Origin of the sequence: uncultured Sutterella sp. (assembly GCF_937923675.1) — a bacterium.
Lineage (GTDB): Bacteria > Pseudomonadota > Gammaproteobacteria > Burkholderiales > Burkholderiaceae_F > Sutterella.
In genome coordinates, this window is the sequence record NZ_CALDXB010000083.1 from 75247 (window position 1) to 95910 (window position 20664).

General features: G+C 64.4%; 16 protein-coding genes. 1 reads left to right on the forward strand and 15 read right to left on the reverse strand.

What is annotated here, in order from left to right; all coding sequences use genetic code 11:
• Positions 1-13 precede the first annotated feature (13 nt).
• Positions 14-2350: a hypothetical protein gene (locus tag Q0106_RS09570; protein WP_297612118.1), complete on the forward strand. Its 2337-nt coding sequence runs from the start codon at positions 14-16 to the stop codon at positions 2348-2350.
• A gap of 85 nt (positions 2351-2435) precedes the next feature.
• On the opposite strand, the gene lpxC is transcribed toward Q0106_RS09570, so the two are convergent.
• From lpxC to rsmH, 15 genes are all read right to left on the reverse strand, one after another.
• A complete protein-coding gene (gene lpxC, locus Q0106_RS09575) occupies positions 2436-3398 on the reverse strand; it encodes a UDP-3-O-acyl-N-acetylglucosamine deacetylase (protein WP_297612121.1) in 963 nt (320 codons plus the stop codon).
• A gap of 6 nt (positions 3399-3404) precedes the next feature.
• A complete protein-coding gene (gene ftsZ, locus Q0106_RS09580; RefSeq protein ID WP_366139503.1) occupies positions 3405-4622 on the reverse strand; it encodes a cell division protein FtsZ in 1218 nt (405 codons plus the stop codon).
• Between the two features lie 126 nt (positions 4623-4748).
• Positions 4749-5987, reverse strand: coding sequence for a cell division protein FtsA (ftsA, locus tag Q0106_RS09585; protein WP_297612124.1), 1239 nt, complete (start codon positions 5985-5987; stop codon positions 4749-4751).
• On the reverse strand, positions 5965-7071 hold the full coding sequence (locus Q0106_RS09590) for an FtsQ-type POTRA domain-containing protein (RefSeq protein ID WP_297612127.1): 1107 nt from the start codon (positions 7069-7071) through the stop codon (positions 5965-5967). Before Q0106_RS09590 ends, ftsA begins: the two co-directional genes overlap by 23 nt.
• Before the next feature lie 18 nt (positions 7072-7089).
• A complete protein-coding gene (locus Q0106_RS09595) occupies positions 7090-8031 on the reverse strand; it encodes a D-alanine--D-alanine ligase (protein ID WP_297612130.1) in 942 nt (313 codons plus the stop codon).
• A gap of 24 nt (positions 8032-8055) precedes the next feature.
• Positions 8056-9453, reverse strand: a complete 1398-nt coding sequence (gene murC, locus Q0106_RS09600) for a UDP-N-acetylmuramate--L-alanine ligase (protein ID WP_297612133.1) — start codon at positions 9451-9453, stop codon at positions 8056-8058.
• A 34-nt stretch (positions 9454-9487) separates the two neighbouring features.
• Complete coding sequence (gene murG / locus Q0106_RS09605) at positions 9488-10609, reverse strand: undecaprenyldiphospho-muramoylpentapeptide beta-N-acetylglucosaminyltransferase (RefSeq protein WP_297612136.1); 1122 nt, start codon at positions 10607-10609, stop codon at positions 9488-9490.
• Complete coding sequence (gene ftsW, locus Q0106_RS09610; protein WP_297612139.1) at positions 10606-11775, reverse strand: putative lipid II flippase FtsW; 1170 nt, start codon at positions 11773-11775, stop codon at positions 10606-10608. The genes murG and ftsW overlap by 4 nt, the downstream gene beginning before the upstream one ends.
• Positions 11772-13271, reverse strand: coding sequence for a UDP-N-acetylmuramoyl-L-alanine--D-glutamate ligase (gene murD, locus Q0106_RS09615; protein WP_297612142.1), 1500 nt, complete (start codon positions 13269-13271; stop codon positions 11772-11774). Before murD ends, ftsW begins: the two co-directional genes overlap by 4 nt.
• A gap of 23 nt (positions 13272-13294) precedes the next feature.
• Complete coding sequence (gene mraY / locus Q0106_RS09620; RefSeq protein WP_297612145.1) at positions 13295-14449, reverse strand: phospho-N-acetylmuramoyl-pentapeptide-transferase; 1155 nt, start codon at positions 14447-14449, stop codon at positions 13295-13297.
• 53 nt (positions 14450-14502) lie between these two features.
• Entirely contained in the window at positions 14503-15906 is a 1404-nt protein-coding gene (gene murF / locus Q0106_RS09625) for a UDP-N-acetylmuramoyl-tripeptide--D-alanyl-D-alanine ligase (RefSeq protein WP_297612148.1), read from the reverse strand.
• A gap of 21 nt (positions 15907-15927) precedes the next feature.
• Positions 15928-17442, reverse strand: coding sequence for a UDP-N-acetylmuramoyl-L-alanyl-D-glutamate--2,6-diaminopimelate ligase (locus Q0106_RS09630; protein WP_297612151.1), 1515 nt, complete (start codon positions 17440-17442; stop codon positions 15928-15930).
• 40 nt (positions 17443-17482) lie between these two features.
• A complete protein-coding gene (locus Q0106_RS09635; protein ID WP_297612156.1) occupies positions 17483-19306 on the reverse strand; it encodes a penicillin-binding protein 2 in 1824 nt (607 codons plus the stop codon).
• The gene (locus Q0106_RS09640; protein WP_297612159.1) at positions 19303-19695 is read right to left on the reverse strand and encodes a hypothetical protein; all 393 of its coding nucleotides are present in this window, start codon (positions 19693-19695) and stop codon (positions 19303-19305) included. Before Q0106_RS09640 ends, Q0106_RS09635 begins: the two co-directional genes overlap by 4 nt.
• Positions 19692-20651, reverse strand: coding sequence for a 16S rRNA (cytosine(1402)-N(4))-methyltransferase RsmH (rsmH, locus tag Q0106_RS09645; protein ID WP_297612162.1), 960 nt, complete (start codon positions 20649-20651; stop codon positions 19692-19694). Before rsmH ends, Q0106_RS09640 begins: the two co-directional genes overlap by 4 nt.
• Positions 20652-20664 lie beyond the last annotated feature (13 nt).

Sequence of the window (20664 nt, forward strand, 5' to 3'; positions counted from 1 at the left end):
CAAATTGCGCCGAATGCCCGCCGATTTTCAGCTGAAGCGCCGGGGCTTCCGTTCCCCGCAGCGCTCGCTCGAACAAAGCTCCCGCACGGCCGGACTGGTTGAATCCTATGCGCTCTCCCTGCGGGCCGGGAAAGCGGTCGCGCCCGTCATCAAAGCCATGGGACTCGCGCTCGACTACGAGACCGGCCGGGGCGTGCGCATTGAGAACAACAAGGCGGTCTTCATCACCGACAGCGCCGCACAGCTCTCACGATTAAGAAACCTCTCAAAGCGCCTCCTTGAAAAGCTCGTGGCCGACGGGGTGCCCGTTCTCGGGGTCGAATTCAGGCTCCGCGGCAGACGCGCCGCGGAAGAGGAAGCCGAAAAGACCTCCCCCGTGAGAACGCCCTCGATCATTGCCGCTGCGGAACTTCTCTCCGCCGCCGAAAAGCTCATCAACCCGGAACTGCGCGAACAGATCCGGGCGCTCGCGCATACGCTCGAACCCAATTCCGAAGAGCTTCCGCTCGCCGTCCTCACCGCCATTACAGCCCAGCACGAGCGGCTCGAGAAGCTCGGCAGCGAAATCAAGGGACTCCGGGAAAAGCTCCCTCATGCTCCCGACCCGCATCTTGTTCCCGAAGAGGCCGCCGCAGCCGCAAGCGAGGAACTCGCGGGCGTAAGGGGGAGGATGCTCAAGCGCATCGCGCGCCGCGCGGTCTTTGAAAAGGCCGCAAACGGGGCGGATGCCGAAAGGAAGGCCCTTCTTCCCATGCTCAATGCGCTCGAGTCGCGCGCAATGGCCGGAAAGGAAGAGGAAGCCGTCGACTTCCCTGCGCTCAGAGACGAAGTCATTGCGTTCGCCCGCAGACTTTCCGCCACCCTGCGGAGCGTAAAGGACGCGAGGGAGCGCCTCACCGCTCAGGTCGAGGAGGAAAGGCAGAAGAAGGAGAGCGCGCACGAACCCTCAAAGGAATCCGATGAGGAGCGCGCGCTTGCGCTCCGCGCCGGCCTTTCCGCGCCGCCCCCCAATATGGCGCTTCGCGAACAGCTCCGCGGGAGTCTCGCAAGGCTCCTCGCCGAAATCCGCGTCACGAAGAAAGCCCTCGAGAAGGCCCGCGACCGGCTTCCGCCTGCGGGCAACATTCTTGCGGGCGACGAAACGCTGGCCGCCGACGTCGCGCGCCTCGCGGAAGCCCGCAAAAAAGGCGAAAAGGCGCCCGAGGAAGCGCTCTCGCCCCGGAGTTCGCGTCTTCTTCTCATCTGGAATTCCCGATCGGAAATTGAAGAGAAGCTCTCCGAAGCCTTCATGAAGCTCGGGGCGCTCGAAAAGACCCTTGAGAGCGACCGGCCGAAACTGCGCGTCCCGAGGAGCTTCTCCGCCTCGGCCCTCGCTTCGGACTTTGCGGAACTGCGCAAAATCGATCTTCGCCGCCCGGAGGATGAAAGCGCGCTCAATGCGCTCTCCTCCGAATCGGAATACCTGCAGGAAGCGGCCGAGATGCTCCGCACGAGCCTCCCGGATGGAGAGCTCCCGGGCGAAAACCCCGTCGAAGTGCGGCTGGAAGCACTCGCGGGAATCCTGCGCGAGCATTTGAGGAACATTCTCTCCGCGCTCGGGATCTCTCCCAACGAAAGCATCATTCCAACCGAAGCGGAGGCGGCGGCCTCTCCCGAAACGAGCGCGCTGAGGGAGCGTCAGCTCGCAAGACTCAGTCTCTGGCGAGAACGGCGCGCCCTCGTTCAGAAGGCGGAGGACGCGCTTAAAAATTTCTCGTCCGTCCTCTCGTCGCCCAGGGATGCCGGCGAAAAAACGTCCCGGAGCATCCTCTTCTCTGCGCTCGAAAAGTCGCTCGCCAACGCCTTTGAGCTGGCGGAAGCCGCGCGCCGTGAAGCGGCGCCGAAGATTCCGGTGCTCACGATCGAATCGGCGGATGCCGAACGCACCCGGCGCGAGGAAGCCGAAAAGGCCGCGAAGGAGCGCGAAGCAGAGGAAAAAAGCAAAAAGGCCGCAAAAGCGCCGAAGCCTCCTGAAGCGGCTCCCGGGAGCCTTGAGGAAAAGCTCCAGATCCTTCGGGATATTCTCCCGGTCTGGAAGGAACGCCTCCCGCGCGCGCCCGATCCGAATCTGATTCCGTCTGAAGCCGATGCCGCACGCCGGGAGGACCTCAGGGAAATCCGCAGCCGCATGCTGCTCAGGCGCGCGAACCACGAGGCCTTCACGCAGGAATTTGACGAACTCTCCGGTCTTCTCGCTCAGGTCGAGGGGATGGCGGCCAATCCGCTCGCCGACGGGACGGAAACGGAGCGCCTCGCGCAAAAGCTCGATGATTGGGCGAACGACTTCTCCGCCCGCCTCGCAAAGCTCTGACGCCCGCGATTCCATCAACCGGAAAAGGAAAAGCCCGCGCTCATCGAAAGAGTACGGGCCTTTTTCAACGCAAAAGCGCAACGCCTCAGAGCGGCGTATTGCCAGAGCGGTCCGACTTTATGGAGTCTTCCTCGGGCGAGACGGCTGCGGGCTGCGGCCAGAAGTCGACCGGGCAGTCCTTCGCATGCTCGAAAGTCACTTCTTCCCAGGCATCGGGCGTCGCTAGAAGCTTTCTCAGGAGCTGATTGTTGAGTCCGTGCCCCGACTTTTCGGCAATGTAGTGCGCGAGGAGCGGGGCTCCCAACACATAAAGGTCCCCCATCGCGTCGAGGATCTTGTGCTTCACGAATTCCGCCTGTTCGCGCAGTCCCCCGGGATTCAGCACCCGAAATTCGTCCATCACGATGGCGTTGTCGAGCGACCCGCCCTGAGCGAGGCCGATGCGGCGCAGCATTTCCACGTCCTGCACGAAGCCGAAGGTGCGGCAGTGCGCAACCGCCTGCTCGTAGTTGACGCGCGAAAAGTCGATGTCGGCGTACTGGTCGGTCGCATCGATCGCCGGATGCCCGAACGCAATCCGGAAGGAAAGCCGGAAGCCTTCATGAGGTTCGAGCCTCGCGAGCTTGTCGCCCTCGCGCACCTCAATCGGCTTCAGAATCCGCACGAACTTTCTCGCGGCATTCTGCTCGACGATCCCGGCGCTGTGAAGGAGGTAGACGAAGCTTGCACCCGAACCGTCCATCACGGGAATCTCGGGGGCATTCACCTCAACAATGCAGTTGTCGACCCCGAGTCCGCTGAAGGCGCTCATCAGGTGCTCGATCGTCGCCACCGCGGCGCGCCCCACATTGACGGTCGTCGCCATGCGGGTGTCGTTCACATTGAGGGGCTCGGCGGGAATGTCGACGGGAGGCTCGAGGTCCACGCGGCGAAAGACGATGCCGGTATCGGCCGGAGCGGGCCTCAGAACAAGGCGGATCTTTCTGCCGCTGTGAAGCCCGATGCCGACGGCGGCAACCGATTCGCCGAGCGTGCGCTGAGAAAACATTTGGTCTTAGCTCCCGCTCGAGCGCAGATAGGTCGGAATCGCATAGCCGCTGCCCGAAGGAACGGTCACGGGTTCGGGAACCTTCCGCTCGCCCTGAGAGGCGTCGGTCCCGGAAGCAGCCTTCTTCTCAGCGGGAATGGAAGCCCCGCCGAGCGTGGGCGCCGTGTAGGCCGCGCCGTCAATCTGCGGAATGGCGCCGGCGGGAAGCCCCTGACCCACGTCGGGCGCTTCCGTGCCGTTCGACGTATCGGGCGCTTCGCCCGGCTCGAACGGACGGTCGAGCCCGGTTGCCACCACGGTCACGCGCACCTCGTCGCCCATTTCTTCCGAAATGGCGGAACCGAAGATGACGTTCGCCTGCTTGGCGACGAAGGTATTGAGCACGCCCATCGCCTCGCGGATTTCCGCAAGCGTGAGGCTGTCGTTGCCCGTGAAGTAGACGAGCATGCCGCGGGCGCCCTGAAGGTTTGCGCCTTCGAGAAGCGGACAGGCGATGGCCTTTTCGGCGGCAACGCGCGCGCGGTCGGGACCGGAGGCCGTGGCAAGGCCGATGATGGCGCTGCCGCGTTCGCTCATGACGGTCTTCAGGTCTTCAAAGTCGACGTTGATCGTGCCCGGCGTGTGAATGATCTCGGCAATGCCGACGCAGGCCTTGTAGAGCACTTCGTTCGAAGTCTCAAAGCACTCCTTCATCGTCGCATTGGGCGGGCATTCCTCCTCGAGCTTCTCGTTGAGGATGACGATCATCGAGTCGACCTTGGCCTTCAGGTTTTCAATGCCCTGCTCGGCCGTGCGCATGCGGCGGGCGCCTTCAAAGCTGAAGGGCTTCGTCACGACGGCAACGGTGAGAATTCCCATTTCCTTCGCGATCTCGGCGATCACGGGCGCTGCGCCCGTTCCGGTGCCGCCGCCCATGCCGGCGGTGATGAAGAGAAGATTGGCCCCGCGGATCGCCTCGGCCACCTGCTCGCGCTTTTCCTGCGCGGCGGCGGCGCCGATTTCAGGACGGGCGCCGGCGCCGAGCCCGGTGCTGCCGAGCTGAATATTGACGTGCGCCTTCGAGCGCTGCAGGGCCTGATGATCCGTATTGGCCGCAATGAACTCAATGCTCTTGGCGCCGTGCGTAATCATGTGCTCGACGGCATTGCCGCCGCCGCCGCCCACGCCGATCACCTTGATGACGGTTTTCAGGGGATCAAATTCAGGGAGAACTTCGAAAGCCATTTCAACCTCTGATGGAAAAGTCTGCAAATTATCTACGAATTCTGAGGATGGCGGGAAGCCTCCCGCCGCTGCCGAAAAAAACTGTGTGTCCGTTGAAGGGAATCTCTTCCGAGGGGGCGCCTTTCCTCAATAGTCGCCGAGAAAGAAGGTCTTGAGCCCCCCGAGGAAGCTCATGCTCCGCCGCATTCCGAACGCGCGCTCGGGGCCGGAGAGGCTTTCCTTCAGGGCGCAGACCGCGAGTCCGGCGGCGACGGCGGCGTCGGAGCGCTGCAGAAGCGGACTTTCGCCCTCGACCCGATCCGGGATGCCGATGCGCACGTGCTTGTCGAGAATAATCTCCGCTTCCTCGCCAATGCCGCGCAGCATCGCGCCTCCGCCCGTGAGCACCACGAGCTCGATCTGGTCGAGCACGCCCGCGTCGGCGAGCATCTTGCGGTAAATGCCGAAAAACTGCCGCACGCGCGAGGAAAGGGTCTTGACGAGTAGATCCCGCGCGTAAGGTCTGGTCGTGCGGCCGTGCACCTCGATCTGCACGATTTCGCCGGGAAGCACCTGCGACAGCCGGCATTCGCCCGAGCGGAGCTTCAGCGCCTCGGCGTCCTCAAGGCTGATGCCGAGAACGATTGCGAGGTCGCGCGTGAAGTGCTCCGCCCCCCAGGGACGAACGTCCGTGAAGAGAATCCTGCCCTCGCGAAAGACGATGAGGGAGGTCGTCTCCGCGCCGATGTCAATGAGCGCGGTGCCGCACGTCTTCTCGGTTTCCGAGAGCACTCCCTGTGCGGCCGCCCAGGGGTGAGGCTCGTAATTGATGAGTTCGAGCCCCACGCGCTGGATGGCATGCTTCAGATTATTGGCGTTCGTTCTCGAGCCGTAGAGCGCATGCACGTCGGCCTCGAGCTTCTGCCCGACGAGCCCCACGGGCTTGTCGGTCACCAGATCGCCGCAGCGGTACCCCTGCGGGATCAATTTGAGAAGGCTCTCGCCCTTCATGTCGCGAAGCGCGGACTGCCGGGCATTCAATTCTGCCTGCTCGACGTCCTCGCGCGTGACTTCGCGCCCGCGCAGCACCGTCTGTCCCGTGCAGTTGGCGCTTTTCAGCGTATGGCCGCCGATCGCCGCCCAGACGCCCGTAATCTCGACGCCCGCCGTGAAGCCCGCTTCCCTCACGGCCTGCCGGATCGACCCCACGGCAGCCGTGACGTCCACCACGCAGCCGTTCCTGATGCCTGACGACGGCGTATTGCCGATGCCGATCACGCGCAGCATTTCCGGCTCATCCCCCGGGCGGGCGACAAGGCAGAGCACTTTGTCGGAACCGACATCAAGGGCGGCGAAAAATTCCTTATTTTCCTTCTGCTGCTTCATGGCTCACTTCTGAACGTTCCGTGGGAGTGTTTTCCTGCGCTTCAAGCTCCGTGCTGTCGGCGGAATCATCCGCATCCGGGGCGCCTTCCTGATCGCTGTCCGGGGACTGCGCTTCCGATCCGGCCTGAGGAGACTGAGGAGCTTCAGGGACTTCAGCCGGATTTTCAGCCGGAAGGGCGGCGGGCTCCTTCTTCTCCTCCGCCCGGGCATTTTCCTCCAGATAGGCTTCCAGCGCCTTTTTGTCCACCTTGCCCGCGGCAATGGCGCGCCGGTAGCGCGCGTCAATGGATGAGGGCGGGCCGCCCAGGAGCTCTTCCATCCGGGGATAGGCTGCCGCCACCTGCCGCACGCGCTCCTCAACGGGAGCCCCCGCCGTATCGCGCCCGAGCTCCACCTTGGTCGGCGGAATCCTCGGCCCCTGAATGACGAGCGACCAGCTGCCCCGGTCAGAAAGCGAAAGCGCCGTAATGCGGAAAGGGAGGTCGCCGAAGAGCGACGTAAAGCGGCGGTAGCGCCTCAGAAGTTCCGGCACGTCCTCGGCCGCGCAGGAAAAGGTCGGAAGATTCCGGGCTTCCGCGCCTTCCTCGGGGTTGGCCGAAAAGAGCTTTCCCTCAATGCTGATGAGGCGTCCGTCCTCGAGCTGAGCCGCGGCCTCATAAACCGTGATGTCGACTTCTATCCGGTCGGGCCAGATGCGCCGCACGGACGCATGCTTCACCCAGGGGACGGTTTCCGCAGCCGCGCGCACGGCCGCGATGTCGGTCGTGAAGTAGGACTTCCCCGCGAGCTCGGGCTCGACGACTTCCTTGAGGCGGGGAAGCGGCACTTTCGCCGTATCGCCCTTCATCTCAAGCCGGTGGATCCTGACGTAGTCAAGTCCCGTCACGGCAGGAGCCGCCAGATAGGCGCCCGCGAGCGCGGCGGCAAAAAGAAGAGCCGCGAGGACCCGGATCAGGCTCCCCGAACGCCTTTTTTGAGGATGAGCGCCGTCCTCCGGCACGCTCGTCGTACCGGTGAGCGGGATCTGCTCGAGCGCTTCTCCCTTGTAGGAGATGCTTCTCGGCGTATTTTCGAAATCCTCCACGGCCCCGTGCTTTCCCGATTAATCCGTTTGAGCGAGCCCGAGCACCCTGAGGCAGAGTTCGCCGTAATCGAGTCCCACGCTTCTCGCGGCCATCGGCACGAGCGAGTGCGGGGTCATCCCGGGCGACGTATTGATCTCAAGGAGCGCGAAGCCCCCGTCGGGACGGCGCATGGCGTCGATGCGCGACCAGCCGCGGCAGCCGAGCGTCCGGAAGGCCTTTTCGCAGGCTTCGCGAAGCGCCTTCGACTCTTCGTCGGAGAGCTTTGCCGGGCATTCGTAGCGCACCGAATCGGTGTAGTACTTGTTCTGGAAGTCGTAGCTTCCTTCGGGCGCAATGATTTCAATGACGGGAAGCGCCTCGCCGTCGAGAACCGCAACCGTGAATTCGCGGCCCTGAATGTATTCCTCGGCGAGCACCTCGTCCTCATCGCGCCTGGCCGCGTCCCTGACGGCATCGCGCAGGACGTCGAGCGTCAGCGCTTCGGGAAGAATCTTCGTGACGCCGATCGAGGAGCCGTCGTGCCCGGGCTTCACCACAAGCCCGGTTTTCCCGAAGGCGTCGATTGCGGCAAGAAGCTCCGCATCGCCCGAGCGGGCGGAAAGCCTCGCGCCCGCCGGCACGGGAATGCCGGCGTCGACCCAGAGCGCCTTCGTCATTTCCTTGTCGATTGCAATCGCGGAAGCGGCAACGCCCGGACCCGTATAGGGGAGCCCGAGGCAGTTGAGAAGCCCCTGGATGGAGCCGTCCTCGCCGAGCTTTCCGTGAAGCGCGATGAAGGCCGCGTCGTAGCCGCCTTCCTCGAGCATCCCGACGCTGTCCGATGCCGGATCCCAGACGTCCACTTCAAGACCCTTCGCGCGAAGCGCGTCCGCGACGCCCTTTCCCGAAAGGAGCGACACCTCGCGCTCGGACGAAATGCCGCCCTGAAGCACCACCACGCGGCTGAGCATACTGGCCATGATTCCTCTCCTTAAATTCTCTGATCAGGCAAGACCGGCGATCTTCGGCGCCGCTTTGCCGATCGAACCCGCGCCCATCGTGATCACGACGTCGCCGTCCTTTGCAAGGGCGCGCACGCTCGCAGGCACATCCTCAACGTTGACGACCACGGGCTCGTGATACCCCTGCGCGGCGATCGCCTGGGCGAGATGCTCGCTGTCGGCGCCCTCGATCGGATCCTCGCCCGCCGGATAGACGTTTGCGAGGACGAGGCCGTCGACGTCCTCGAGCACCTTCACGAAGGCGTCGAAGCAGTCGCGCGTGCGCGTATAGCGGTGGGGCTGGAAGGCCACGATGATGCGCCGGCCCGGGAAGGCGCCCCGCACTGCCGCAAGCGTCGCCGCCATTTCATGCGGATGGTGGCCGTAGTCGTCGATCAGCGTGAAGCTTCCCGTGATTTTTCCTTCCGCATTTTTGATCGGAATGTCGCCGTACTGCGCGAAGCGCCTGCCGACGCCGCGGAATTCAAGAAGGCCCCGCACGATGTCGGCATCCTTCACGCCCGCAAGCGTTGCAATCGCGATGGCCGCGAGCGCATTTCTCACGTTGTGCACGCCCGGAAGATTGAGCGTCACGGGAAGCGGCGGATGATCGGGCCGCAGCACCGTAAAGCGCATCTGCGTGCCCGAGGCCTCAACGTCGATCGCGCGCACGCTCGCTTCCGGGGTGAGGCCGTAGCCGATCACGGGCTTCGTCACCCGGGGGCGGATCTCGCGCACGTTGGGGTCGTCCATGCAGAGGACCGCAACGCCGTAGAAGGGAAGGCGCTCGAGAAAGTCGACGAAGGCGCTCTTCAGGCGTTCGAAATCATGCCCGTAGGTATCCATGTGGTCTTCGTCGATGTTGGTGACCGCCGAGATCACGGGCGTGAGGTTGAGGAAGGACGCATCCGATTCGTCCGCTTCCGCGACGAGAAACTCTCCGGTTCCGAGGCGGGCGTTCGCGCCCGCGGAATTGAGCTTCCCGCCGATCACGAAGGTGGGGTCGAGCCCGCCCGCAGCAAGAAGCGACGCGGTAAGCGACGTCGTGGTGGTCTTTCCGTGCGCGCCCGCAATCGCGATGCCGCGCCTCAGGCGCATCAGTTCAGCGAGCATCACCGCGCGCGGCACGACGGGAATGCCGAGCTCGCGGGCGGCGACCACTTCCGGGTTGTCGGCCTTCACGGCCGAGGAAACAATCACGGCATCCGCACCGCGGATGTGCTTCTTGTCGTGCCCGAGAAAAATGCGGGCCCCGAGCTCCTGCAGGCGCTCGGTGACGGGCGTGCGGGCAATGTCCGAGCCGCTGATGACGTAGCCGAGATTGAGGAGCACCTCGGCGATGCCGCTCATGCCCGCGCCGCCGATGCCGACGAAGTGGAGGTGATTAACGAGAAACTTCACGTTCTTTCCTTTGATGATTGTCTTTCTGCGGCCTTCAGTGCTTTGCGCCTTCGCGCGCGGCGAGCGTCTCTTCGATCAGGTCGGCGACGTTTCTGGCGGCATCGGGCACCGCAATGCTGCGGGCGGCTTCAGCCACCGGGAGAATCTTTTCGCGGGTCATGCCGGCAATGAGTTCGGCCACATGATCGGCCGTGAACTGCGGCTGCTCGACGAGCCAGGCGGCGCCACGGTCGGCGAGGTACTTTGCATTCCCGAGCTGGTGCTTCGTCGTCTTCGCAATGAAGGGAACGAGGACGGCGGCAGCGCCCGCGGCGCAGAGTTCCGAGCAGCTCGTCGCCCCGGAGCGGCAGATGACGAGGTCGCTCTCGCGGTAGCGCGCGCCCATGTCGTCGATGAAGGGCACGACTTCGGCCTGGACGCCTAAGCGCGCATAGTGCTCTCGCACGGCTTCATCGCGGCCGCGGCCGGTCTGATGAAGGACGATCGGGCGGCTTTCGGGCGGAATTTTCGCAAGCGCTTCGGGGAGAACGTCGTTCAGAACCTGAGCGCCGAGGCTCCCGCCGAAAACAAAGAGGCGAAGCGGCCCGAAGCGGCCGGCGAGGCGCTCCGCGGGCGGCGGAAGCGCCGCAATTTCAGCGCGCACGGGGTTGCCGGTGGTGTGGCCCTTCGTCCCCGCAAACGTGCGCGCGCCTCCCGCGAAGCCGCAGGCAAGCGCGCTCGTAAACGGCATGAGCGTGTTGGTGGACATGAGAAGGTCGGCGTCGCAGTTCATGAGAACGATCGGACGCTTCAGATTCTGTGCGGCAAAGCCCACCGGAACGGCGACGTAGCCCCCGGTCGAGAAGACGAGATCGGGCTTGATTTTTTTGATGAGCGCCCGGCTCTCCCAGATCGCCTTCAGCATCTTGATGCCGCCCTTGACGGCGCCTGCAAGCCCCTTGCCGCGCACGCCCTGGAAGTTGAGCGCATGGAATTCAATGCCCTCGCGCCCGACGAGTCCGCCTTCCATGCCCGTTGTCGTGCCGATCCAGACGATCTTCCAGCCGCGCTCCTTCATTACGCGCGCCACGGCAAGGCCGGGCATCACATGCCCGCCCGTGCCGGCTGCGGCGATAACGAGAACGCGTTCTTTATTTGTATTCTTTTCCGTCGTCACACCTGACCTCCACGCATCAGAATTTTGTTTTCGCGGTCGACGCGCAGCAGGAGCCCGATGGCGATCATCGAAGAGAGGAGCGCCGAGCCGCCGAAGCTCACGAAGGGAAGCGTGAGCCCCTTCGTCGGAAGCGCCCCTGAGGCTACGCCCACGTTGATGATCACCTGCACGCCGTACCAAAGCCCCACGCCCTGCGCGAGAAGTCCCGCGAAGTAGCGCTCGAGCTTGATTGCCTGGCGCCCGATTTCAAACGCCCGGCGAATGAGCCAGTAAAAAATGAAAAGGACAAGGATAACACCGGCAAAACCGGTCTCTTCGGCGATCACGGCCATGATGAAGTCCGTATGCGCCTCGGGAAGGTAATTAAGTTTTTCCACCGAACCGCCGAGGCCCACGCCGAAGAGCTCCCCGCGCCCGAAGGCAATGAGCGAGTGCGAGAGCTGATAGGACTGCCCGAGCACGTACTCCTCGCTCCAGGGGTCGAGGTAGGCCAAGACGCGCGAAAGCCGCCAGGGCGTCATGTAGATCATGATCCCCACAAAGCCGATGACGACCGCGCCCACTGAGAGGAAGATGTTCATGGAGAGGCCGCCCAGAAAGAGCACCCCCATGATTTCCGCCGCCACGACCGCGGTGGCGCCGAGGTCGGGCTGCTGCATCAGAAGGAAGGCAACGACGACCATCGGGATGGCAATCGGCGCAAAGCCCCGCGAGAAGGAATGCATGAATTCCTGACGCTTCACCGTAAAGGCGGCGGCAAAGATGAGCGCGCCCACCTTTACGAGTTCCGACGCCTGAATCGAGAGGCCTGCAATCTGAATCCAGCGCCGCGCGCCGTTGACGCTCTTTCCGACAACAGGGAAAAAGACGATGCAGAGGAGAATGATGCACAAGCCCCCGATGATGCCGGACCACCGGAACCAGAAGGAAAGCGGCACCCGGTAGACGACGAGCGCCGCCGCTCCGGCAAGCCCGATGCTTGCCAGATGGCGCTTGAGCTCCCCGGTGTTCGCGGCGGCGAGCGCATCCCCGGCCCCTGAGGACGACGTGGCCGAAAAGACCATTACCGTCCCGAAGGCAAGGAGCGCCGCGACGCAGAAGATCGTTTCCCAGTCGACGCCGGGCGCGGAGAGGCGAAAGTCGTCGAACTCCTCAAAGCGCGTCACGCTTCACTCTCCTCGCGCTCTCTGATCCGAGCAGCCTCAGCCCTGAAGCGCTCGCTTCTCTCCGCATAGTCGCGGAACATGTCCCAGGAGGCGCAGGCGGGCGACAAAAGAATGACGTCGCCCTCGCGGCTTTCGCTCCAGAGCCAGTCGACGGCCGCTTCCAGAGTCGGGAATTTTTGAGCCGGCACGCCCGCGGACGCGGCCGCCCGGCCGATTTCATCCGCATCCTTGCCGATGAGCGCCGCCGAGGCGGCGCGGCCCTTGAGCACATCGGCCAAAGGTGCAAAGTCCTGTCCCTTGCCGTCGCCCCCGAGGAGAATGAGGATTCGCCTTCCCTGAGCCGCGAGCCCCGTGACGGCGGCCGCAACGGCGCCGACATTGGTGCCTTTCGAGTCGTCGATGAAGTCGCGTCCCTTTACCGTAGAGACGAGCTCCACGCGGTGAGGTTCGCCCTTATAGGTTCTGAGCGTTCCGATCGCCGCCTGCTGGCTCACGCCGACGGCGCCCGTGAGGGCGAGGGCCGCGAGCGCATTCATTGCATTGTGGCGGCCTCTGATCTGAAGTTCCGACTCCGGCAGATAGAGAATCTCCACTTCCATTTCGTCCATGGAGGAAAGCCAGAGTCCCTGGGAGGCGTGCGCCGCCATCTCGAGCCCGAATTCTCCGGGCCGGGCGGGCTTCGAGGCGCCGAAGATTCTCAAAAGCGACGGGTTTTCAAGTCCCTTCTTCGTCCATTCGAGCGCGAGCTGATCCTCGCGGTTCCCGACGCGGACGGTGTCGGGCGAGAAAATTCTTGCTTTCGCCGCCGCATAGGCTTCCATGGAGCCGTGCCAGTTGATGTGGTCTTCCGTGATGTTGAGGAGCGCCGCCGCATCGCACCGGAGGGTATGCGTCGTATCGAGCTGGAAGCTTGAGAGCTCCAGCACCCAGAGGTCGGGGAGTTCCCCCGCGTCCTCGGCCTTCAGAAGCTCCGTCACGGCATTGGGACCGATGTTCCCGGCAGCAATGGTTCTGAGGCCCGCCGCTTCGCCGATTTTTGCCGTGAGGCTCGTCGTGGTCGTCTTGCCGTTCGTGCCGGTAATGCCGATCACTTTCGGCGCGTAGCCGGAAGTCTCCCGGAGGTGCGCGAGTTCCTCTGCGAAGAGTTCAATTTCCCCCGCAACCGGAACGCCCGCGCTTCTGGCGGCTGCGCAGAGCGCCGCCGCAGGACCGAACCACGGCGAAATGCCGGGCGACATCACGACGAGGTCGACGCCCTCGGGGAGAGACTCCGGGATGCCGCCGAGCGAAACCGAAATTTCCGGATGCGCGCAGAGGAACCCGTGAAGCCCCGGCACTTTCTCGCGGGAGTCGCAGGCCGAAGCCAGCCAGCCGCGCTTCAGGAGGTATTCGAGCGAAGCGCGCCCGGAGGCGCCGAGCCCCGCGACAAGCGCGCGGCGGCCCCTGCCGTTCGCGGCGTCAAGCTTCAGATAGGCCTCATCGGAAGAATCAAACATGATGCGTCTCTTCGAAAAGGAAATCAGCGGATTTTGAGCGTGGAAAGTCCGATCAGAACAAGAATGAAGGTAATGATCCAGAAGCGGGTCACCACCTGCGTTTCCTTCCAGCCCTTCAGTTCAAAGTGGTGATGAATGGGAGCCATGAGGAAGACGCGCTTGCCGTGCGAAAGCCGGAAGTAGGTGGTCTGAATCATGACGGAGAGGGTCTCCGCCACAAAGACGCCGCCCATCACGGCAAGCACCAGCTCCTGACGGGCGATGACCGCCATGGTGCCGAGGCAGCCGCCCAACGCCAACGCCCCCACGTCGCCCATGAAGACCTGCGCCGGGTGCGCGTTGAACCAGAGGAAGGCGAGTCCCGCGCCCGCGAGCGCCCCCGCAATGACGACGAGTTCTCCCGCGCCCGGAATGTAGGGGAAGATCAGATAGGAGGAGAAGTCGGGGCGTCCGACCACGTAGGCGAAGACGCCGAGAGCCATGCCGACCAGCACGGTCGGGAGGATGGCGAGGCCGTCAAGGCCGTCCGTGAGATTCACGGCATTGCTCGAGCCCACGATCACGACGTACGTGAAGACCATGAAGCCGATCAGCCCGAAGGGGAGCGCAATGTCCTTGAAGCACGGAATGAGGAGATGGATGTTGGGCGTGAGGTCGAGCGGGAAGCGCGCGTCGTACCACTTCGAGAGCGCCTCGGCGAAGGTGCCGCCCGGCTCGACCGAGAGCGCGAGCGCAAGGTAGAAGGCGGCGACGAGCCCGATCACGGACTGCCAGCCGAATTTTTCCTTCGCGCTCATGCCTCTGGGGTTGTGGTGCACGACCTTGCGGTAGTCGTCGATCCAGCCGATCGCCCCGTAGCCGAGCGTGACGAAAAGCACGACCCAGATGAAGCGGTTCGAGAGATCCGCCCAGAGAAGGGTCGAGACCGTAATGCCGAAGAGGATGAGGGCGCCGCCCATGGTGGGCGTCCCGTCCTTCACGAGGTGCGTCTGCGGCCCGTTCGTGCGCACCGCCTGTCCGAAATGGAGCTTCTTAAGTTCCCGGATCATCCAGGGACCGAAGGCGAAGCCGATCACGAGCGCCGTAAAGCAGGCAAGAAGGGCGCGCAGCGTCAGGTAGTTGAAGATGCCGAAGCCCGACCAGCTCGAGGAGAGCGAGCGGAAAAGTTCAAGAAGCATGATTCCAGTGCGATTGGTTTTGTCTGTAAATTCTTTTCCCGTCAGGGAATCGGTTATTTGCCGCTGAGCGCATCCACGATCTTTGAGAATCCCGCGCTGTGGCTCGCCTTGACGACGATCGTGCCGCCTTCCGCCTTAAGTTCCGGCAGGGCTTCAATCAGCTCGTCGCGGTCGCGGAATGCCCGGCACCGGTCGCCGTCAGTCCCGAAGGCAAGGGCCCCGGCGCGCGCCTTTTCGCCCGCCGTCCAGAAATAATCAATGCCGAGGCGCTTCGCTTCCGCACCCACTTCGGCATGCCACTTTTCGCTTGAGGGACCGAGCTCGGCCATGTCGCCGAAGATGAAGATCCGCGGAGCCTTTTCGCGGGCGAGCATCCTGAGCGACGCGATCGCGCTGTCGGGGTTGCAGTTGTAGGCGTCGTCGATCAGGATCGCCCCGCCGAAGCGCTCCGCCGCATGCATGCGGGCGCCGCGCCCGGGAAGGGCTTCGAAGCTTTCGAGCGCTTTGCGGATGATTTCCGGATCAATATCCTGAATGAGCGCGGCGGCAGCGGCCGCAGCGGCATTCCTCGCGTTGTGAAGGCCTGCGATTCTGAGCGCAATCTGGAAGCTCTGCTTCTCTCCCTCGAGCGCGAGCGCTCCGTCGGCATCGAGCCTGCACATGAGGTCGGCAGGAACGGCCGGGTCAAAGGAAAAGGTGAAGGACTTCACGCCGCGCGCAAGCGCGAGCGACGCCCAGACGTCGGAGCACGGATCGTCGGCCGGGAAGACCGCATGGCCGCTTTCGGGAAGCGCGGCAATGAGGAGCCCGTTTTCGCTTGCCGTTTCGGCAACCGTTTCTAGAAACGCCTGATGCTCGCGCTGCGCGTTGGTGAGGACCGCAACCGTCGGGCGGATCATGTCGGCAAGGACCGCCATCTCGCCCCGGTGATTCATGCCGGCCTCAACCACCGCCGCGCGGTGCCGGAACCTCAGGCCCATGAGCGTATGCGATACGCCGATGTCGTTGTTGAAGTTCCCTTCGGTCGCGAGCATCTCGTCCGCACCCCAGCGTTCGCGCAGAATGGCCGCCACCATCTGCGTGGTGGTGGTTTTGCCGTTGCTGCCGCCCACGGCGGTGAGATTGCAGGAAAAGCGGGCGCGCCAGGCGCGCGCGATCCGCGCGAGCGCGCGCCGCGCGTTCCTCACGATGATCTGCGCGGCATCCGCGCCGTGAATTTCATGCTCAACCACGAGGCAGACGGCTCCCGCCTCGGAAGCCTTCCTCGCATAGTCGTGGCCGTCAAAGCGCTCGCCGGGGATGGCGACGAAGACGTCGCCTTCGCCCGCTTCGCGCGAATCGGTCGTAATGCGCTTCCAGCTCCATTCAAGATGGTGGTGATGAAGCCTCAGGCCCGCAGTTTCCTCTGCGAGCGCGTCCTTCAGCCAGCCGAGCGTTTCCGGATGATCCATTTCCATTTCTTCTCTCCGCCTGAAGGCTTAAAGCTCGCGCGTGCGGCGCTCGTTCAGGGCTTCCCGGACCACTTCCGCATCGAGGAAGTGGTGCGGGCCGTCCTTCAGAATCTGTTCGCTTTCGTGGCCTTTGCCGGCGACGAGAACGAGATCCTCTGGCGCCGCCCCGAGAATCGCTTCATGAATGGCTTCGCGACGGTCCGTCACGATGCGCACGTTTTTTGCGTCCCCGGCGCCCGCCGCTACCTGGCGGACAATGCTTTCAGGGTCCTCGCTTCGCGGGTTGTCGCTCGTCACGATCACATGGTCGGAAAGCCTTGCGGCGATGGCCCCCATGATGGGGCGCTTCCCCGGGTCGCGGTCGCCTCCGCAGCCGAATACCGTCCAGAGCTTCCCGCCCCGGGCGTGCACGCCGGGAAGGAGGCTTTCGAGCGCCTTTTCGAGCGCATCGGGCGTGTGGCAGAAGTCGACGACGCCGAGCGGCATCCCTTCCGAATAAACAGGCTGCATGCGCCCGGGAGGGGGTTCGAGCGCCGCGACTCCCTCGACGACATCGTCAAGGGGATAGCCGAGCGCGAGCATGGCGGCAATGACCTCGAGGGCATTGTCGACGTTGAAGAGCCCCACCGCAGGAAGCGATACTTCCCGGGTTTCGCCCTCCGCCCGGAGCGTAAAGGCCATCCCGCGGCCGGTCGAGCGGCAGTTGCAGGCGTCAAGCGCGTGCGCGGCCGAAACCGCTTTGCAGAGCGCCTCGCCCTTGCCTTCGCGGCCCGTCGTCCAGACGGGAATGCCGTGCGCCTGAGCCGTCGCCGCAAAGCGCGCGCTCAAGGGGTCTTCGGCATTCAACACCGCCGCGCCGAGCCCGGGCCAGCGGAAAAGGATTTCCTTCGCATCCGCATAGGCTTCCATGGTGTGGTGGTAGTCGAGATGGTCGCGCGAGAGGTTCGTGAAGATCCCGACGCGAAAGTGCGAGCCCGAAAGCCGCCCCTGCTCGAGGCCGACCGAGCTCGCCTCAACGGCAAAGGCCTTTGCGCCATCGCGCGCGAGCCTTGCGTAAAGGCTCTCGAGCGTCACGGCATCAGGCGTCGTGAGGTGCGGCGCGGGAATCTGCCGGCCGTTGAAGAAGACCCCCACCGTGCCGATCACGGCGGCCGGGGCGCCCAGCTTCGTGAGGAGCTGCCCGAGCCAGAACGTGCTCGTCGTCTTCCCGTTCGTGCCGGTAACGGCAACGCCCGTCATTTCCTTAGAGGCGTCGCCGTAAAAGAGCGCCGCGATTTCGCCGAGACGCGAGGCAAGGTGCGAAACCGCGAGCGACGCTACCGGATAGTGCTCGCCCTGCGGCGTCCCGTCGGCCTCGTAGATCACGCCGGCGGCGCCGCGGGCGGCCGCCACGCGGATGAAGGCGCGGCCGTCCGACTTTGTGCCGGGAATGGCGCAGAAGATGTCGCCCGGGCGCACTTCGCGGCTGTCGAGCTTCATTTCCGCCCCTTCGTGGACGAGCTTATGCATCCAGTCGACGACTTCCCTGTTGGTTCTGGTCATATATGCCGGAGCTCCTTCTTCAATTCACTCTTTTCTTCGTTCAGTTCCGTATGCGGGTAAGGAATCCGCCGCCCCCGGAGAGGGGCTCCTCGTCGGGCGAGACCATCTGCGTGCGGAGCGCCCCTTCGGCCACCTCGCGGAAAACAGGTCCCGCCACGGTGCCGCCGTAGCGGCTTCCCTTCTTGGGTTCGTCGATCATGACGGCAACGATGAAGCGCGGATTCACGGCGGGCACGATGCCCACGAAGCTCGCCACGGTGTCCTTCGTGTACTTGCCGTTCTTCACCTTGTTCGCCGTACCGGTCTTCCCGGCCACCGAGTAGCCGGCGACGCGGATCTGCGACCCCGTGCCGCCGCGGCTCATGGTCTTCATCATCATGGCGCGGATGAGGCGCACGGTTTCTGGCCGGAAGACGCGCTCGCCCGTCACCGTTTCGCCGGGACGGCGCTTGTAGAGCGTGAGGTCGATCACGTCGCCGTTCCTCGCAATCGCCGTATAGGCGCGCACGAGCTGCATGAGGGACACCGAAACGCCGTGCCCGTAGGAGATCGTCGCCTGCTCAATCGGGCGCCAGGATTTGGCCGGACGAAGACGCCCCGCCGTCGCGCCAGGAAAGCCGATCTTGGGCGGCTGTCCGAAGCCGAGAGCTGTATACATATCCCAGAGCGTCTGCGGCGCCATCTCGAGCGCGATCTTCGCCGTGCCGATGTTGGACGACTTGGCGACGATTTCCGCCACCGTCAGCAGGCCGTAATCGTGCGTGTCGCCGATCGTGCGGTCGTTGATGGTGAGCTTCCCCGGCGCCGTCTGAATGGTCGTCGTCGGATCGATGAGGCCGAGGTCGATCGCCTTCGCGATAGCAAAGGGCTTCATGGTCGAGCCCGGCTCGAACTGATCGGTGAGGACGCGGTTTCGCATCTGCTCGAAGAGCATGGTCGAGCGGTCGTTCGGGTCGTAGGTCGGCACATTGGCAAGCGCAATCACCTCGCCCGTATCCACGTCCGCGACCACCACGGCGCCCGCGAGCGCCCCGGTCTTCTCAACCTGGGCGCGCAGCGCCTCATAGGCGAGGAACTGCACGCGCGAATCAATCGAGAGCGTAATGTCGCGCCCGGGCACGGCCTCCTTCTGCCAGATGTCGTCGATGATGCGGCCGCGCGCATCGCGAATCACGCGCCGCGCGCCGGGGCTCCCGGCAAGCTGGCGGTCGCTTGCGAGCTCAATGCCTTCCTGTCCGCGGTCGTCGCGCCCGGTAAAGCCCACCACATGCGCCGTCACGGGGCCGTCCGGGTATTCGCGAAGCACCTCGGGCTTGATGCCGACCCCGGGGAGGCCGAGCTTTCTCACGGCTTCGGCAGTGCGCACGTCGCAGTTGCGCTCAATCGTCACGAAGCGCGTGTTCTCGGCTTTGAGCTTTCCGCCCACATAGGCGGGATCGAGCCCGAGCACGTCGGCGAGCTTCCGGATGTCTTCCTTTGAGACCCCCTGCGAGAGCTGCGGATCCGCCCAGATGCTGCGTACGGGCTGAGAAGCCGCAAGGACGACGCCGTTGCGGTCGAGAATTTCGCCCCGCTCGCCCGCAATCGTGAGCGTGCGCGCATAGCGCTTTTCGCCTTCGTCCTGAAGGAAGTCGTTCGAGACCACCTGCAGCCAGAAGGCGCGCCCGGCAAGGCCGAAGAAGGCGACCGTGATGCCGAGAAAGAGCACGTACGTGCGCCAGCGCGGAATCGGAATGACGATGAGCGGGCTCTCGGCGCTCTGGGGCTGCGCCTCGCGCGCAGCCCGGTCGCGCTGAATGACCGTCTTCAGGAAATTCCAGACGGACTGCGCGGCGGCCGAAATAAGATCCTTCACGCGGTTCACGGCTTCGCTCCCTGTCCGGACGCGCCGGACGAACCGGCCGCAGCCCCGGCAGCCTTCGCCGCATCGAGTTCGCGGCGAAGCTCAGGGAGGAAGTCAATCCTCCCGTCCGGGGCCTCCACAAGCGTCACGGTATCGACGCCCGTTGCGCCCGCGAGGTCGAGCATCGCCGCGCCCGCGCCGATATTGCCCGCAAGCGACGCACGGCGGACCTGCATCTCGAGGTTCGCCTGATCATCCAGAAGCCTCCGGTGCACATCCGCCTCGTGCTCGTGCGCGACGAACAGCTGCCGCGCCTGCCAGTGAAGCTCAACAAGGCCGAGCGCGCTCAGAAAGAGCGCGACGCCGAGCACCGCCGCCCAGATGATTTCCGCGCGCGCAACGCTTTTCATCGCGTCTCCTCCGACTCCCAGGGACGGGCCGTGCGGGTGCCGGCGCGAAGCACCGAGGAGCGTGCACGCGGGTTTTCCTCCGCCTCGCGCTTCGAGGGGAGGATTCTTTCCACATCGCGGAACCAGGGCTCCTCGTTGAAGCCTGCGGGCACGGGGAGCCGCGGATCGAGCGCATGTCCGGGATTCCGCGCGCGGTCGAAGAACCGCTTCACGATCCGGTCTTCGAGCGAATGGAAGCTGATGACGGCGAGCCTTCCTTCGGGAGAAAGAAGCGACGCAGCAGCGTCGAGCGCCTCCCGGAGCTCGTCGAGCTCGTGATTGATTTGAATGCGTATCGCCTGAAAGGTTCGCGTGGCCGGATGCTGCGCGCTGTCGCGGCGGTTTTTGGGCACCGCGCCCTCAACGAGACGCGCGAGCTCACCCGTCGTGGCAAGGGGCGCAATTTTTCTCTGCGCGACGATCGCGCCCGCAATGCGCCGGGCGAAGCGCTCCTCGCCGAAGTCTGAAATCACCCGCGCGATCTCGTCCGCATCGGCGCGCATGAGCCACTCCGCCGCGGTTTCTCCCGCAGACGTATCCATTCTCATGTCGAGGGGCCCGTCGAAGCGGAAGGAGAAGCCCCGCTCCGGGTCGTCGATCTGAGGCGACGAAACGCCGATGTCGAGGAATACCCCGTCGACCGCATCGATGCCGATGGCGGCAAGAGACGGCTTCATGGAGGAGAAGGGCGCATGAATGATCTCAAAGCGCGGGTCGCGGATTTCAGCCGCAGCCGCGACCGCCTGCGGATCGCGGTCGAACGCAATGAGGCGTCCTTTCGGAGAGAGCCGCTTCAGAATCAGCCGGCTGTGGCCGCCCCGTCCGAAAGTGCCGTCCACATAAAGTCCGTCGGGAGAACGCACCAGCGCTTCCGGGGCTTCCTGACTGAGAACGGGGAGATGGAGAAAGGCGGACATGGAGTCGATTCCG

Coding starts and splice junctions, on each gene's coding strand:
- murF (WP_297612148.1), bottom strand. CDS start 15,906: ATGGAAATGGATCATCCGGAAACGCTCGGCTGGCTGAAGGACGCGCTC.
- Q0106_RS09595 (WP_297612130.1), bottom strand. CDS start 8,031: ATGGCCAGTATGCTCAGCCGCGTGGTGGTGCTTCAGGGCGGCATTTCG.
- Q0106_RS09570 (WP_297612118.1), top strand. CDS start 14: ATGCCCGCCGATTTTCAGCTGAAGCGCCGGGGCTTCCGTTCCCCGCAG.
- rsmH (WP_297612162.1), bottom strand. CDS start 20,651: ATGTCCGCCTTTCTCCATCTCCCCGTTCTCAGTCAGGAAGCCCCGGAA.
- ftsZ (WP_366139503.1), bottom strand. CDS start 4,622: ATGGCTTTCGAAGTTCTCCCTGAATTTGATCCCCTGAAAACCGTCATC.
- lpxC (WP_297612121.1), bottom strand. CDS start 3,398: ATGTTTTCTCAGCGCACGCTCGGCGAATCGGTTGCCGCCGTCGGCATC.
- Q0106_RS09640 (WP_297612159.1), bottom strand. CDS start 19,695: ATGAAAAGCGTTGCGCGCGCGGAAATCATCTGGGCGGCGGTGCTCGGC.
- ftsA (WP_297612124.1), bottom strand. CDS start 5,987: ATGAAGCAGCAGAAGGAAAATAAGGAATTTTTCGCCGCCCTTGATGTC.
- Q0106_RS09630 (WP_297612151.1), bottom strand. CDS start 17,442: ATGACCAGAACCAACAGGGAAGTCGTCGACTGGATGCATAAGCTCGTC.
- mraY (WP_297612145.1), bottom strand. CDS start 14,449: ATGCTTCTTGAACTTTTCCGCTCGCTCTCCTCGAGCTGGTCGGGCTTC.
- murD (WP_297612142.1), bottom strand. CDS start 13,271: ATGTTTGATTCTTCCGATGAGGCCTATCTGAAGCTTGACGCCGCGAAC.